The sequence below is a fragment of the Mesorhizobium sp. M0478 genome, assembly GCF_040321305.1.
Classification (GTDB): domain Bacteria; phylum Pseudomonadota; class Alphaproteobacteria; order Rhizobiales; family Rhizobiaceae; genus Mesorhizobium.
Map to the genome: position 1 here is coordinate 14763 of NZ_JAMYRH010000004.1, position 13715 is coordinate 28477.

Annotated in this window: 14 protein-coding genes; 6 read left to right on the forward strand and 8 right to left on the reverse strand. The window is 61.0% G+C overall.

Translation table 11 applies throughout. The features are described 5' to 3' along the window. Positions 1-98: 98 nt before the first annotated feature. Entirely contained in the window at positions 99-479 is a 381-nt protein-coding gene (locus tag NKI64_RS11255) for a metalloregulator ArsR/SmtB family transcription factor (protein ID WP_023702997.1), read from the forward strand. 11 nt (positions 480-490) lie between these two features. On the opposite strand, the gene ilvN is transcribed toward NKI64_RS11255, so the two are convergent. The 3 genes from ilvN to NKI64_RS11270 form a co-directional block, all read right to left on the reverse strand. Further along, complete coding sequence (gene ilvN, locus NKI64_RS11260) at positions 491-1063, reverse strand: acetolactate synthase small subunit (protein WP_023668352.1); 573 nt, start codon at positions 1061-1063, stop codon at positions 491-493. 81 nt (positions 1064-1144) lie between these two features. Further along, entirely contained in the window at positions 1145-2941 is a 1797-nt protein-coding gene (locus NKI64_RS11265; protein WP_023668351.1) for an acetolactate synthase 3 large subunit, read from the reverse strand. Positions 2942-3272: 331 nt separating this feature from the next. Continuing rightward, positions 3273-4235, reverse strand: coding sequence for a DUF1236 domain-containing protein (locus NKI64_RS11270; RefSeq protein WP_352667999.1), 963 nt, complete (start codon positions 4233-4235; stop codon positions 3273-3275). Positions 4236-4812: 577 nt separating this feature from the next. Between NKI64_RS11270 and NKI64_RS11275 the strand changes: the two genes are divergently transcribed. From NKI64_RS11275 to NKI64_RS11285, 3 genes are all read left to right on the forward strand, one after another. Beyond that, positions 4813-5115 carry a DUF1236 domain-containing protein gene (locus NKI64_RS11275; RefSeq protein WP_023731684.1) on the forward strand — a complete coding sequence of 101 codons (303 nt, stop codon included), beginning with the start codon at positions 4813-4815 and terminating at the stop codon, positions 5113-5115. Between the two features lie 163 nt (positions 5116-5278). Further along, the gene (locus NKI64_RS11280) at positions 5279-6670 is read left to right on the forward strand and encodes a sensor histidine kinase (RefSeq protein WP_023690914.1); all 1392 of its coding nucleotides are present in this window, start codon (positions 5279-5281) and stop codon (positions 6668-6670) included. Beyond that, the gene (locus NKI64_RS11285) at positions 6667-7314 is read left to right on the forward strand and encodes a LuxR C-terminal-related transcriptional regulator (protein WP_023668347.1); all 648 of its coding nucleotides are present in this window, start codon (positions 6667-6669) and stop codon (positions 7312-7314) included. Before NKI64_RS11280 ends, NKI64_RS11285 begins: the two co-directional genes overlap by 4 nt. Before the next feature lie 49 nt (positions 7315-7363). Here the strand turns inward: NKI64_RS11285 and NKI64_RS11290 are convergent, their stop codons facing one another. The 3 genes from NKI64_RS11290 to tmpA all read right to left on the reverse strand — a co-directional run bounded on the left by NKI64_RS11290 (position 7364) and on the right by tmpA (position 9919). Continuing rightward, positions 7364-7792 carry a hypothetical protein gene (locus NKI64_RS11290; protein WP_023731683.1) on the reverse strand — a complete coding sequence of 143 codons (429 nt, stop codon included), beginning with the start codon at positions 7790-7792 and terminating at the stop codon, positions 7364-7366. 394 nt (positions 7793-8186) lie between these two features. Further along, positions 8187-8771, reverse strand: a complete 585-nt coding sequence (gene tmpB / locus NKI64_RS11295; RefSeq protein WP_023707734.1) for a (R)-1-hydroxy-2-trimethylaminoethylphosphonate oxygenase — start codon at positions 8769-8771, stop codon at positions 8187-8189. Then, positions 8768-9919: a 2-trimethylaminoethylphosphonate dioxygenase gene (gene tmpA / locus NKI64_RS11300; protein ID WP_352668001.1), complete on the reverse strand. Its 1152-nt coding sequence runs from the start codon at positions 9917-9919 to the stop codon at positions 8768-8770. The genes tmpB and tmpA overlap by 4 nt, the downstream gene beginning before the upstream one ends. A 121-nt stretch (positions 9920-10040) precedes the next feature. On the opposite strand from tmpA, the gene NKI64_RS11305 reads away from it, so the two are divergent. Both NKI64_RS11305 and NKI64_RS11310 read left to right on the forward strand, forming a co-directional pair. Continuing rightward, positions 10041-10841: a LysR family transcriptional regulator gene (locus NKI64_RS11305; protein WP_352668004.1), complete on the forward strand. Its 801-nt coding sequence runs from the start codon at positions 10041-10043 to the stop codon at positions 10839-10841. A gap of 227 nt (positions 10842-11068) precedes the next feature. After that, the gene (locus tag NKI64_RS11310; protein ID WP_352668006.1) at positions 11069-12871 is read left to right on the forward strand and encodes an NAD(P)-binding domain-containing protein; all 1803 of its coding nucleotides are present in this window, start codon (positions 11069-11071) and stop codon (positions 12869-12871) included. On the opposite strand, the gene NKI64_RS11315 is transcribed toward NKI64_RS11310, so the two are convergent. After that, positions 12868-13389, reverse strand: coding sequence for a GNAT family N-acetyltransferase (locus NKI64_RS11315; protein WP_352668008.1), 522 nt, complete (start codon positions 13387-13389; stop codon positions 12868-12870). The genes NKI64_RS11310 and NKI64_RS11315 overlap by 4 nt on opposite strands. Positions 13390-13404: 15 nt before the next feature. Continuing rightward, positions 13405-13713, reverse strand: coding sequence for a hypothetical protein (locus tag NKI64_RS11320; protein WP_352668010.1), 309 nt, complete (start codon positions 13711-13713; stop codon positions 13405-13407). Positions 13714-13715 lie beyond the last annotated feature (2 nt).

Sequence of the window (13715 nt, forward strand, 5' to 3'; positions counted from 1 at the left end):
CCGGCGCTTATTTAGGCAATAAGCTAACTATCTACTATTCCGATTTAGGTATTTAGGCAATAGACTAAATACCGGAAGCGAAACGACAGAGGCAGGCTGTGATCGAAGACAATGCAGCGGATGGCGACACGGCTATCGGGGCAAGCAGCGCCATACAGCGCGTGTTCGAGGCGCTGTCATCGCAGCCGAGGCGCAAGATCCTCGCCTATCTCGCCCACTCCTCGCTGACCGCGGGCGAGATCGCGGCGCGCTTCGACATGTCGAAGCCGTCGATCTCGCAGCATCTGAGCATCCTGGAGACGGCCGGCCTCATCGCCAGGGAGCGGCAGGGACAATTCATCCGCTACTCGCTGGTCCAGAACAATCTGGTTAACACGCTGAACGGCTTCGTCCAGGACGTCTGTCCGGTATCGCGCCCGATCAAAAGGGAGAGTAAGAATCTGGCGAGCGGCAAGGTCGATCCCAAGCCGGTAAAATAGTTGGACTGAGACTACATCCCTTGCGGGCCGCGGTTCATCGCCGCCACGCCGGTGCGGCAGATCTCGACCAGGCCGAGCGGCTTCATGATGGCGATGAACTGGTCGAGCTTCGAACCCTTGCCGGTAATCTCGAAGATGAAGTGCTCGGTGTTGGCGTCGATGACCGAAGCGCGAAAAGCGTCCGCCAGACGCAGCGCCTCGACGCGGGCTTCGCCGGTGCCGGCGACCTTGACCAGCGCCAACTCGCGTTCCAGCGGCCGCTCCTGGCCGAACTCGTGCGAGCGCACGGTGAGATCGACGACGCGATGCACCGGTACGATGCGTTCGAGCTGGTGCTTGATCTGCTCCAGCACATGCGGCGTGCCGCGCGTCACGATGGTGATGCGCGACAGGTGCTTCTCGTGTTCGGTCTCGGAGACGGTGAGGCTCTCGATGTTATAACCGCGGCCGGAAAACAGGCCGATGACCCGGGCAAGCACACCGGGCTCATTGTCGACCAGCACGGAGAGCGTGTGGTTCTCCGGCTTTTCCGTTTCCTTGGCGATGAAATAGGCGGAGCCGGTCGGTTGAAGCTGTGCGTTCATGACATGAATCTCGATTTCAGACTTTGAGCTAATTCTCTGTTTGCGCACGGCTTCTCGCGACAGCCCTGCCCCGGCTTGGACCTAGACCAGTTCCCTGCCCTTGGCGTCGATGGCGTTGGCCACGGCTTCGTCGGTCGCCTCGTCGGGCAGGAGCATTTCATTATGCGCCTTGCCCGACGGGATCATCGGGAAGCAGTTGGCGAGCGTCGCCACCCGGCAATCGAACAGCACCGGCTTCTTCACCGCGATCATCTCCTTGATCGCATCGTCCAGCTCGTCCGGCTTCTCGCAGCGAATGCCATGGCCGCCATATGCGTCGGCCAGCTTGACGAAGTCGGGCATCGCTTCGGTGTAGGAATGCGACAGACGGTTGCCGTGCAGCAGCTGCTGCCACTGGCGCACCATGCCCATATACTGGTTGTTGAGGATGAAGATCTTGATCGGCGCATTGTGCTGCACCGCCGCGCTCATCTCCTGCATCGTCATCTGCACCGAGGCATCGCCTGCGATGTCGATGACCAGCGCATCCGGGTGCGCGATCTGCACGCCGAGCGCAGCCGGCAGACCGTAGCCCATCGTGCCCAACCCGCCCGACGTCATCCAGCGGTTCGGCTTCTCGAAATGATAGTGCTGCGCCGCCCACATCTGGTGCTGGCCGACCTCGGTGGTGATGTAGGTGTCCATGTCCTTGGTCAGTTCGTAGAGCCGCTGGATGGCATATTGCGGCATGATCACATCGTGGTTCATCTTGAACGCGAGCGAGTCACGCGCGCGCCATTTGGCGATCTGCTCCCACCAGGGATGGAGCGCCTTCTTGTCGGCCTTGGCGCTCGCCCGCCACAGCCGCACCATGTCCTCCAGCACCCGGCCGACATCGCCGATGATGGGCACTTCCGTGTGCACGTTCTTGTTGATCGACGATGGATCGATGTCGATGTGGATCTTCTTCGAGTTGGGCGAGAAGGCGGTCAGCCGTCCGGTGATGCGGTCGTCGAAGCGCGCGCCGATGCAGATCATCACGTCGCAATCATGCATCGCCATATTGGCTTCATAAGTGCCGTGCATGCCCAGCATGCCCATCCAGTTCTTGCCCGATGCCGGATACGCGCCGAGGCCCATCAGCGTCGAGGTGATCGGGAAGCCGGTGAGGTCGACCAGTTCGCGCAGAAGATGGCTGGCCTCCGGACCGGAGTTGATGACGCCGCCGCCCGAATAGATGATCGGCTTCTTGGCGCTGGCCATCAGTTCGACGGCGGCCTTGATCTTTTCCAGGTCGCCCTGGACCTTCGGCTGGTAGCTGGTGCGCGGCGCCGCCTGCGGCGGCACATAGATGCCTTTGGCGAACTGCACATCCTTCGGAATGTCGACCACCACCGGGCCGGGGCGGCCGGTCGTCGCGACATGGAAGGCCTCATGGATGGTGGCGGCCAATTCGTTGACGTCCTTCACCAGCCAGTTGTGCTTGGTGCAGGGGCGCGTGATGCCGACCGTGTCGCACTCCTGGAACGCGTCGGAGCCGATCAGCGAAGTCGGCACCTGCCCGGTCAGGCAGACCAGCGGGATCGAATCCATCAGCGCATCCTGCAGCGGCGTCACCGCATTGGTGGCGCCCGGGCCGGAGGTCACCAGCATGACGCCGGCCTTGCCGGTCGAGCGGGCATAGCCTTCGGCCGCATGCCCTGCGCCTTGCTCGTGGCGGACGAGGATGTGCTCGACCTCGTCCTGCTGGAAGATTTCGTCATAGATCGGAAGCACCGCGCCGCCGGGATAGCCGAAGACATGCTTGACGCCATTGTCCTTCAGCGCCTGCACCACCATTTCGGCGCCAGTCATTTCCCTGTTTGGCATTTCGCGCCGTTCGTTCTGTCCGTTGCTCATCGGTCTGGTCCCGTACTTCTAGCCATGAGGCGATTGCTGGTCGTTTAGTCGTGTTTCGGGCAATAAAAAAGGCCCCCGATGGGAGCCTGTGTGTTGCGCATGGGAGGTTTTCGCCCGGCGGTTACACCGCCTTGCCCACGCGCTTTCCTACGAGAATGAGTGCCTTTTTCATCGTGGCGGACACTACGAGGGTGAAAGGCAAGGTGTCAACGGGAAAAACGCGCGATGCGAAAGACAAAGCAAGTGGCCCGCCGCCTCTGGTCGGCGGGCCACCGCGGCGCATACGATACCCCTCAATCGCACCGCGCCGGGAACAAGAGCCACTGCCGTGTCACGTCAGGATCAGCACGATCTTGTACGTATCCGGGTCGACGATGACGATGCGCCCGTCGGCCAGCACGAAGTACTCATAGGATTCGTAAGCCGGGACGATCTTGACAATGCGCGCCGGCAGACGGTGCAGGCGCACTTTGTGCCGCGGCACCTCGATGCCGACCGAAATGTCGAAGTCGACGTTCTTCACCGGCTCAACCCTGGTCTCGTGGATGATCTGCGTGACCTGCGTCTTCTGCTCGACTGTCACGTTGTTGATCGAGGCCGTATTGCCCTGGTCGGTCTGGACGTTTGTGTTGCCCTGAGCGTTCTGCTCGGTGGTGGTCCCGGCCTTGCCCTGGGCCTGCTGGTCCGTGCTGGTGCCGGTCTGGCCCTGAGCGTTCTGCTCGGTGCTGGTCCCGGCTTTGCCCTGAGCCTGCTTCTCGGTGCTGGTGCCGGTCTGGCCCTGAGCGTTCTGCTCGGTGCTGGTCCCGGCCTTGCCTTGGGCCTGTTCATCGGTCTTGAGCTTGGCCTTGCCCTGAGCCTGCTTCTCGGTGCTGGTGCCGGTCTGGCCCTGAGCATTCTGCTCGGTGCTGGTCCCGGCCTTGCCTTGGGCCTGTTCATCCGTCTTGAGCTTGGCCTTGCCCTGAGCCTGCTGACCGGTCGTGGCGCCGGCCTGACCCTGAGCATTCTGCTCGGTACTGGTCCCGGCCTTGCCCTGTGCCTGTTCATCCGTCTTGAGCTTGGCTTTGCCCTGAGCCTGCTGATCGGTCGTGGCGCCAGCCTGGCCCTGTGCATTCTGATCGGTCTGTGACTTCATCTTGCCTTGCGCCTGTTCTCCGGCCTTGCCGCCCTTCTGGCAATCGGCCGCGCCGGCGGCGCAGTTGTCGCCACCGCTCGGCTGCACGGCCTGGGTCTGGGCGATCGCGGCGCCGCACCCGACGCCAAGCGCAATCATGCTCGTGATCAACACATGTTTCATCTGCTTTCTCCTTAAAGAGTCGGTCCCTCAGCCTAGCCAACTCTGCCAAAAATACTTTGTTCCACATTTTGTGAATAAAATCGGGTTTCTAAGAAGACCAGTGAATGTTGGCAGTAATTTTGCAACAATCACCTATAAATTGCATCAAACAATTAATGCAACGCAACATTTTATTTTTTCCTGAGCTTGCGATCCCATAGCGATGACACCAGCCTCACAAGCTTAGAAGTACTCCCGTCGTCATGACCAGGATGGCTACCCCGAAAACAGGCAAGAGCAACCATCGTGCCTGATGGACGCTGTTGTCCATTAACGCCTCCCACAAGTGCTGATCTCAACGATGCCGAGAACCCTGTGTTCCGCCCTGAGGAGGCTCTAGGACCTCTACAGCCTGGCACCAGACTTTGGTCCCTCCCCCTATCGTCCATTGGCCCGATGACGCCCGGACCGAAGCCCCACGCGGGAACGCAGCCGCGAAAAGCCCGTTCGGCTCCCGGTGTGCATCAACCTCACCAACAACCACCGTATCGGAATCGAGCTCGCGCAAGATGCATGAGCGTTGATGAAGGAGAGAATCATGACGACCATGTACCAGTCGACCGCAATTGCCGGATTCTTGCTGCTCGCGAGCGCGGGCGTAGTTGCCGCTCAAGACGTCATCATCGCGCCGGAGCAGGAAACGGTTGTGCGCGAATACGTGAAAAAGCAGCCCCTTGCGTCGGTGAAGATTCCAGGTGTCGAATTGAACGTGGGGACCGCCATTCCCGACACGGTGGAACTGCATGAAGTGCCGAGCGTCAAGTATCGCTACGTTGTGGTCGACGGGCGAACCGTGCTGGTCGACCCCGGCACGCGGAAGATCGTCAAGATCATACAGTAACGCTGATCCCACCGCCGTTCCCCGCGGGTGGCGGTGGGATCATGCCCTGAAATTGCGGTTTCCCCGGCAATTCAACCTAGCGCTTGCTCGCACCATCGACCGTTCTAGATGTAGGATGGCTTAGGCATTTTGGCGCGGCCAAAGTCGCGGGGTCGGTTGAGACGTGCGCTACATTGATAGTCTCTATCAAAACTGGAACAGGCTATCGTTGGCTTGGCAGTTCATCATAGTCGGAAGCATTGGGCTGCTGTCGCTGATGCTGGTCGTCGGCCTATGGGTCACCTCGCAAATACGAGATGGAGTGATCCGCAACTCTGCAAGCACGACCGCGCTTTACGTCGACAGTGTCATCGCGCCAATCCTGCCGGATATGCGCAAAAGCCAGCAGCTCAGCGACACCGTTAAACGGGCGCTCGATGAAACCCTGGACCAGGGTGCTCTCGGCAAAAAACTGGCGTCGTTCGTGCTTTGGCGGCGTGATGGCAAGGTGCTGTACGCCAAAGACGCGGCTCTTATCGGCCAGACCTTCGAGCCAAATGCGAACTTGCTGCATGCGTTCGGTGGAAACGTGGTGGCGCAATTCAATGATCTGGACGAAAATGAAAGGAAGGAACGGAAGAGCCCCACCGCCTCGCTGCTCGAGATCTACAATCCGGTTCGAGAGCCGTGGTCGGGCGATGTTGTGGCCGTTTCCGAGTTCTACGAGATAGCCGACGATCTTCAGGGCACTTTAAACTCGGCACTATGGTCGAGCTGGCTGCTCGTGGCTGGCGCGACCGCGGTCGCCTTGGCGATGCTCTCGGGAATCGTGCTTCGCGGCAGCAGCACTATCGAAACGCAGCGTTCAGCGCTTGAGACACAAGTGGCCGAACTTCAGTTGCTTTTGGAGCAGAATTCCGCTTTGCGGGAGCGCGTCCAGCAGGCGTCGCGCCGCGCAACGGCAATCAACGAGCGTTACTTGCGTCGCATCGGGTCTGATTTGCATGACGGTCCAGCTCAGCTGGTCGCACTGGCTGCGCTGCGCATGGACAGCCCTCTGCTGCTCGATCCCGCCGCATCCCCAAGCCACCGGAAGACCGAGATCGCCGATATCCATCATACGTTGGACGAGGCGATGCGGGAGATCCGCGCCATCTGCACCGGCCTCGTGCTGCCACAGATCGAAGCTTCGACAGTCGCGGAGATATTGCGGCTTGCGGTTGCCGAACATGAACGCCGGACGGCCTCCTCCGTATCGCTTTCACTGCCATCTCGCCTGCCCGACCTGGGGACGTCCGAGAAAATAAGCATCTTTCGCTTCGCGCAGGAGGGGCTGAACAATGCCTGGCGACACGGTCTGGGCAAGGGGCAGGCTGTCAAGGCGAGAGTGACGCAGGGCAAGCTCCTCATTCAAGTGCTTGATCACGGCCCTGGATTCCAGTCGGGATCGTGTGAAGGACTTGGACTCGCCGGTATGAGGGAACGTATCGAAAGTATCGGAGGTCACTTCGAGACCTTTTCGAGCCCCAGGGGGACCCGGCTGACCATAACGCTCAACATCGAGGACCAGAAATGACCGCTCCCATAAGGATTGCCATTGTTGATGATCATCCGCTGTTTCGCGAGGGTGTGGCTCGCAGCCTCGCCGAAATCGGCGGCTTCGAAGTCGTTGGTGCGGGCGAAACCGCGACGGATGCCGAACAGCTTGCGGCCTTGGCAAATCCCGACATATTGCTGCTAGACATCAGTTTGCCGGGAGGGGGTCTGGCGGCAGCGGAAAATATTCTTGCAACTCAGCCTGACTGCAAGATCGTCATGCTCACCGTCTCGGAGGCGAACGCCGATTTGGCAACGGCGCTCAGGCTGGGCGTACGCGGATATGTGCTGAAAGGGATTGGGGCGGCATCGCTGGCCGAGGTGCTGACTTATATAGCCGCAGGAAAAAAATATGTTTCGCCGACCCTGTCAGCGCAGCTTTTGAATGAACTGATCCGGCCGGAAAAGCGCACAACCGATCTCGTTGCCAATCTCTCGGGACGCGAGCTTGGGATAATCTCCTTGGTAGGCGAAGGACTGAGCAATAAAGAAGTCGCCAAACGTCTCAACCTGCAGGAGAAAACGGTAAAACACCACATGACTCGGATATTTCAAAAGCTAAAGGTGCGAAACCGCACCGAAGCAGCCATTCTTATGCACGCGCCCAAAACGGGTCTTGTATAGGGAGATCGGGGCTTGTCTGAAGGTCGGATGCTGGTTGGCGAACCAACAGTTACAGCCCTTTCAGACGAGCAATGTCGGAGGCCCTTACGGCGCGTTCGACAATTGTCCTTCCAAGCGGATCCTTCATAGTGAAGCGGCCGGCCTCGATGCTTTCGCTGAATCCATCGCGATGCACGACCTGGATTTTGGCGCCCTGTACCGTCACCGTGTCGCCAGCGGCATTGACTTGGCTACTGGGAGCTTGGCTACCGGCGGCGTTGTCGCCGGCACCATTTTTTCCCTTTCCGTTGGCGTTGCCATTCCCGGCGTTGCCGCCTGAGCCATTACCGTTACCACTACCGTTGCCACCACCGTTACCATTGCCATTGTTTCCGCTCTTGGCGCTGGCAGCGGCGAATTCGATCTTGTAACCGTCGACATGGCTCAACCGCAGACCAAGCACCGGCATCGTCACCGCAACCGCCGCGAATACGCGCAAGCTAAAGTACGCCCGGCGACGCACGGATGAAAACAGGGGCTGCCTTTCTCCATTCATGCCACCATCACATCATGATGTGTCACGGTATTCAAGAATGAACAGCCCAAAATTGCGGCTCACAAACGCTGAGGAAACTCTCCTTTCGTGCTTGCAGCTCGATTCTCAGACCTTCGTCTGAGTCAAATATACACCGAAGTCTGACCTACTGATCTTGGGCCGCGCCGACGGATGTCGCAATAAAATCCGCGGTGACAAGGCTCGTCACCGGTAGGGATCGGCAGCGAGGCGCGAGCGCCTGCCCACGCAGACGCTCGCGGCAAGTCTGCGGCGGCATACGGTTAGCGCATGTTTGCCGTCGAAACGGTGCATATGCCGTTCCTTCCCCGGATTGCGATCAGGCGCGATTGGCGAAGTCGCGGACAACCCGCTGCAGCAGCGGCATGTAGTCGCGAAATGCCCGGGTCTTCATGTTGGCGATCTTGCCGGCCTCGTCCCAGATGCGAACCCGCACCGCTTCCTCGTGGAACGGGTTCTTGCGGAACTCGGCCACCTCTTCGGCATTCATCGGCCCGCCTTGCAGCGACAGCGTGTGGACCGAGGCCTGCGACAGCCTGCCGAAATAGGTGGGGTCGGTAGCGCAGAGGTAGCGCTTGGCCGCGACATGCAGCCTGACGCATTCGACGATCACCGGTGGAAAGAACGGCGCCAGCACCTCGCCGCCGGCTTCGTCATGATGCTTGTCCTCGACATCGTCGGGCGAATAGGTGCCGAACTCGCTGGTGTAGTGGCCGATATCGTGCAGCAGTGCTGCCGCCACCAGCACATCGGGCGCGCCGTCCTTTTCGGCGAACCAGGCGCCCTGCAACATGTGCTCCGACATGGTGACGGGTTCGCCGAGATAGGATTCAGCCCCTCGGCGTTCGAAAATATCGGCGATGAATTCGACGATGTTGCTCGCGTTCAAATCCTGGCTGCTCATTCCGCTGCTTCCTTGAATTCGTGTTCGATCGCCGACAGCGTCGACAAAAGGCCATCCTTGTCGGCGTAGCAGCCCTGCAGCCAGCGCTTGCCGGCGCCGGAGAACTGCTTGCGGGCATGCATGACGCGGGTGTTGTCGACGATGAAGGCCTGGCCCGCCTCGAGCTTGAAGGTCACTTCGAAGGACGGATCCTCGATCAGTTCGGCAAACCGGCGATAGGCGGCGTAGTAGGCCTCCATCTCCGCGAACGGCACATCGACGGTCGGCGCCAGCGAGCGGTTGTTGAAGCGGATGGCGATGAGTTCGCCATCCGGCCCGAGCTCGATCATCGGCCGCTTGGCCTGCAATCGCACGCCCGACGAGCCGGCATATTCGAAGCGCGCCGGGTATGAACTCAACAGCCGGAAGCCTTCGGGGTTTTCGGCCTGCAGCGCGGCCGCCACGGCAAAACCATCGACAACGCTGGATTCGCCACCCTCCACCGTGTTTTCGATGCAGGACAGGATCTGCAAGGTCGGCACCGGATCGCGATAGGGATTGTCGGTATGCGCCTGCAGGCCAAGATTGGTGTAGGCCAGATTGGTTGGATTGACCTCGGCGCGCACCTCGAACCATCGGCCGTAATTGGTCTCCCTGATATAGCCGAACAGATCGGACACTTTGCACAGCGCCCCGGATTCGGCCGGCAAATCGTCCATCACCGCGAAGCCGTAGGTCTTCACCGCCGACAGCCATTGCCGCAAGACGGCGCGGTCGCGGCTGGCAGCGAGATAGCCGGCGCGCGGCACCGAATTCTGCATAGAGGCCCTGGTCCATCGCACGGTGCCCTCGCCTGTCCAGCCGGGCTGTCGGGCGGCATCGCGATCATAGGCATTGGCGCTCAGCCAGGCCGCGGGGAAGCGCACCGTCTTTCCCTCCGGTTCGAAACTGACTTCAAGCGCATCGCCCTTGATCGCGGCTGCGCCGATCCATGTCTGCGCGGGAATGTGGAGAATGGTGATCAGCCGCTGGCCGTTGCCGGCGCTGCGCGTCTTGTCGTCGAGCGCATTGTCGCGCAACCACATGGCGTGAAAGCGAGTGCGCGCGCCGTCCTTCCACCCGAGGTCGATCGTTCTTCCTTCGTCGCCGATCAGCGCCTGGGTAAGCATGGGGATCCGTTCCTGTCCGCTGCGCCCCGCAGCCAACTCCGCAGGGTTTCCGGTTGCATCGTGATGATGTTGAAGGCATAACTCAAATTATCATTTTGCGGCCAAAGGCCATAAACTGTTTATGACTGAAACAACCTTGCCCTTGCCCCCGCTTGACTGGCTGCGGAGTTTCGAGGCCGCCGCGCGGCTGTCGAATTTCACCGCCGCCGCGGCCGAGCTTGGCCTGACCCAGGCTGCGGTCAGCCAGCACATCCGTTCTCTCGAAGAGCGGTTGAAGCAGCCGCTGTTCATCCGCCTGGCGCGCGGCGTCGAATTGACGCCGGAGGGTGCCGCCTACCTGCCGCATCTGCAATCGGCCTTTGCCGTGATCGCCAACAGCACGCGCGAGCTGTTCGAACCCAAGACCGTCCAGAGCGTGACGATACGCTCGCCGATCTCGTTTGCCGTGCTGATGATCGCGCCAAAGCTGCCGCAAATGGCCAAGGACCTGCCCTTCGTCCAGCTGCAGATCGAGACCATCCACACACCGGCCGATTACGGCGAGCGCTTTGTGGGTCTCGACATCCGATTCGGCATTGGCTCCGGCTCCTTTGCCGGACGGCAGGCCGACCGCCTCACCCGCGAAACCTTGACGCCGATGGCGTCGCCAAATATCGCAAAGGCCAAGGATTGGACAGGATTGCCGAGACTTACAGTGGTCGGCGCGCGGGAAATGTGGGGCGAGTGGTTCGCCGTCGCCCGGATGAAGCCGGCGCTCGGGCCCACGCACAAATTCGACAGTTTCGTTACCGCACTGGAGGCGGCGAAGCACGGCGCCGGCATGGTGCTGGGATCGCGACCTTGGCCGACGCGGCACTGCGCGAAGGATCTCTCGTCACCCTGTCCGGCTTTACGCTGTCGAGCGGTGCCGGCCACTATCTGACCGCACCTTCGGGCGCGCATCTGAGCCCGGCCGAAGAAGCGGTCCGCCGCTGGTTCGCAACGGTCTTCGGCGTCCCGATTTCCCGATAAGCCCCTGAATACGCGGCAAACTATTGGACGACGTGACGCGGCGCATAATTTGTCGCGATACTGCGCCAGGCCGGACGTCAAGCTTCGGCAGGGTTCCGCTCGCTAAAGGCGGCCAGGAAAAATCGCGGAGGAAATTCAATGCTCGACAAGGCCCCCAACAAGAAGCTTTCCGACCTGCTCGATCGCTTCGGCGCGGCACTCGCCGCCGGCGACATCGACAAGGCGGTCGCCTGCTTTCAGGAGGATTGTTTTTGGCGCGATCTCGTCAGCTTCACCTGGAACATCAAGACCATGGAAGGCCGCGACCAGGTGCGCGACATGCTGGTGAGCCAGGTGGCGAAAACCAACCCATCGAACTGGGCGATCGCCAAGGGCGAGGACGCCACTGAAAACGATGGCATGCTCGACGGCTGGATCAGTTTCGAAACGTCCGTGGCGCGCGGCTTCGGCCACATCCGGCTGAAGGACGGCAAGATCTGGACGCTGCTCACCACCATGGTCGAGCTCAAGGGCCATGAGGAGCCGGCCGGCTTCGACCGCCCGCTCGGCGCCAAGCACGGCCATGGCAAGAACCGCCCGACCTGGAAGGAGGAGCGCGAGAAGGAGGCCGCCGAACTCGGCTTCAAGACGCAGCCCTATACGCTCATCATTGGCGGCGGCCAGGGCGGCATCGCGCTCGGCGCGCGGCTGCGGCAGCTCGGCGTGCCGACCATCATCGTCGAGAAGAACGAACGGGCCGGCGACAGCTGGCGCAAGCGCTACAAATCGCTCTGCCTGCACGATCCGGTCTGGTACGACCATCTGCCCTATATCGACTTTCCCAGGAACTGGCCGGTCTTCGCGCCCAAGGACAAGATCGGCGACTGGCTGGAAATGTACGCCAAGGTAATGGAGCTGAACTACTGGTCGTCGACCGAGGCCATGAGCGCTGTCTATGACGACAGCAAGAAGGAATGGACGGTGGTGGTGCGCCGCGACGGCAAGGACATCACGCTGAAGCCGAAACAATTGGTGCTGGCCACGGGGCAATCCGGCAAGGCCAACATGCCGAACTTCAAGGGCATGGACACATTCAAGGGCGACCAGCATCACTCCTCGAAGCATCCGGGACCCGATGCCTATGTCGGCAGACAAGCTGTCGTCATCGGCTCGAACAACTCCGCCCACGACATTGCAGCAGCCCTTTGGGAGGCCGGCGCCGACGTCACCATGGTGCAGCGCTCGACCACGCACATCGTCAAGTCGGACACGCTGATGGAGATCGGCCTGGGCTCCCTCTATTCGGAAAAGGCGGTCGCGAGCGGTATGACCACAGCCAAGGCCGACCTCGTCTTTGCCTCCCTGCCCTACAAGATCCTGCACGAATTCCAGATCCCGGCCTATGCCGAGATGAAGAAGCGCGACGACAAATTCTACAAGGGCCTGGAGAAGGCCGGCTTCATGCTTGACTGGGGCGATGACGGCTCCGGCCTGTTCATGAAATATCTGCGGCGCGGCTCGGGCTATTACATCGATGTCGGCGCATCCGACCTGATCATCGACGGGTCGATCAAGCTGAAAAGCGGTGTCGACGTGAAGGAGATCAAGGAGCATTCGGTCCTGCTCAGCGATGGATCGGAACTGCCGGCCGATCTCATCGTCTACGCCACCGGCTATGGTTCGATGAACGGCTGGGCGGCCGATTTGATCTCACGGGAGGTCGCAGACAAGGTCGGCAAATGCTGGGGCCTCGGTTCCAACACCACCAAGGACCCAGGCCCCTGGGAAGGCGAGCTCCGCAACATGTGGAAGCCGACGCAACAGGAGGCGCTGTGGTTCCATGGCGGCAATCTGCATCAGTCGCGCCACTATTCGCAGTTCCTGGCGTTGCAGTTGAAGGCCCGCATGGAAGGCATCGCGACGCCGGTCTACGCGCTGCAAGAGGTTCATCATATGGGTTAGGCAGCGCCGCCGATGCGCTTCCAGTAGATGAGCGTGCCGGTCAGCCCGCCATGGGGCTTCAAGGCAAAGTCCGGTATTTCGCCAGTGAGCGTGAAGCCGAGTTTTTCGTAAAGGCCGGAAGCGCCCTCCTCGGTTGCGGTGTCCAGCACCAGAAGCGTGCGGCCTTTCTCGACGGCGAGCGTTTCTGCCGCCCGCATCAGCCGGCTCGCCATGCCTTTGCCGCGGTGTTCGACGCGGGTCATCAGCTTGGCGATCTCGGCCCGGTGCGGCTGATTATCAGGAAAGTCGAGCAGCACGGTCACGGTGCCGACCAGAACCTCGCCCTTCCATGCACCCAGCACCGCTCTTTCACCTCTCTCTGCTGCCACCAACGAGTTGCCCCAGAAAGTTTCCGCCGCTTGCCTGGATAAGGGATGCATGAAGCTGACGGAGCCGCCGGCCGCGACCGTCTCGATCAGGAGGTCGGCCAGCATGTCGCGCGTTCCCGCAGTCAGCGGCCTGATTTCGATGGGACTCACCTGCACTTTCCCTTGCTAATCCAGACGCGCGACGCGGCGCCGCTTTCGTCTCGCCTTGATCGCGGCGATGCGATCGGTGTCTTTCGGCTGCAGATGCAGCCCGCGTTCGAGGATTTCGAGCGTGTATTCCTCATAGGTCAGGCCAAGCCGCTCGGCCTTTTCCATGCGCATCAGCATCACGTCACGGCTTGGCGCCTTCCACGCCTTGGCATGCGCTGCCTGCCAGGCCAGGAAGATGTAGGGATCGCCCTTGCCCCATGGCGGACCCTTGTAATCATCGAGCGGCGGTCCGCCATTGTCGTAGCGCTTGGGACGTCTTGCCACGA

What these genes read in the sequence shown, in the direction of transcription:
- ilvN (WP_023668352.1), bottom strand. Translation starts at nt 1,063, where the DNA reads ATGAACGCACAGCTTCAACCGACCGGCTCCGCCTATTTCATCGCCAAG.
- NKI64_RS11310 (WP_352668006.1), top strand. Translation starts at nt 11,069, where the DNA reads ATGCTCGACAAGGCCCCCAACAAGAAGCTTTCCGACCTGCTCGATCGC.
- NKI64_RS11285 (WP_023668347.1), top strand. Translation starts at nt 6,667, where the DNA reads ATGACCGCTCCCATAAGGATTGCCATTGTTGATGATCATCCGCTGTTT.
- NKI64_RS11275 (WP_023731684.1), top strand. Translation starts at nt 4,813, where the DNA reads ATGACGACCATGTACCAGTCGACCGCAATTGCCGGATTCTTGCTGCTC.
- NKI64_RS11270 (WP_352667999.1), bottom strand. Translation starts at nt 4,235, where the DNA reads ATGAAACATGTGTTGATCACGAGCATGATTGCGCTTGGCGTCGGGTGC.
- NKI64_RS11265 (WP_023668351.1), bottom strand. Translation starts at nt 2,941, where the DNA reads ATGAGCAACGGACAGAACGAACGGCGCGAAATGCCAAACAGGGAAATG.
- NKI64_RS11305 (WP_352668004.1), top strand. Translation starts at nt 10,041, where the DNA reads ATGACTGAAACAACCTTGCCCTTGCCCCCGCTTGACTGGCTGCGGAGT.
- tmpB (WP_023707734.1), bottom strand. Translation starts at nt 8,771, where the DNA reads ATGAGCAGCCAGGATTTGAACGCGAGCAACATCGTCGAATTCATCGCC.
- tmpA (WP_352668001.1), bottom strand. Translation starts at nt 9,919, where the DNA reads ATGCTTACCCAGGCGCTGATCGGCGACGAAGGAAGAACGATCGACCTC.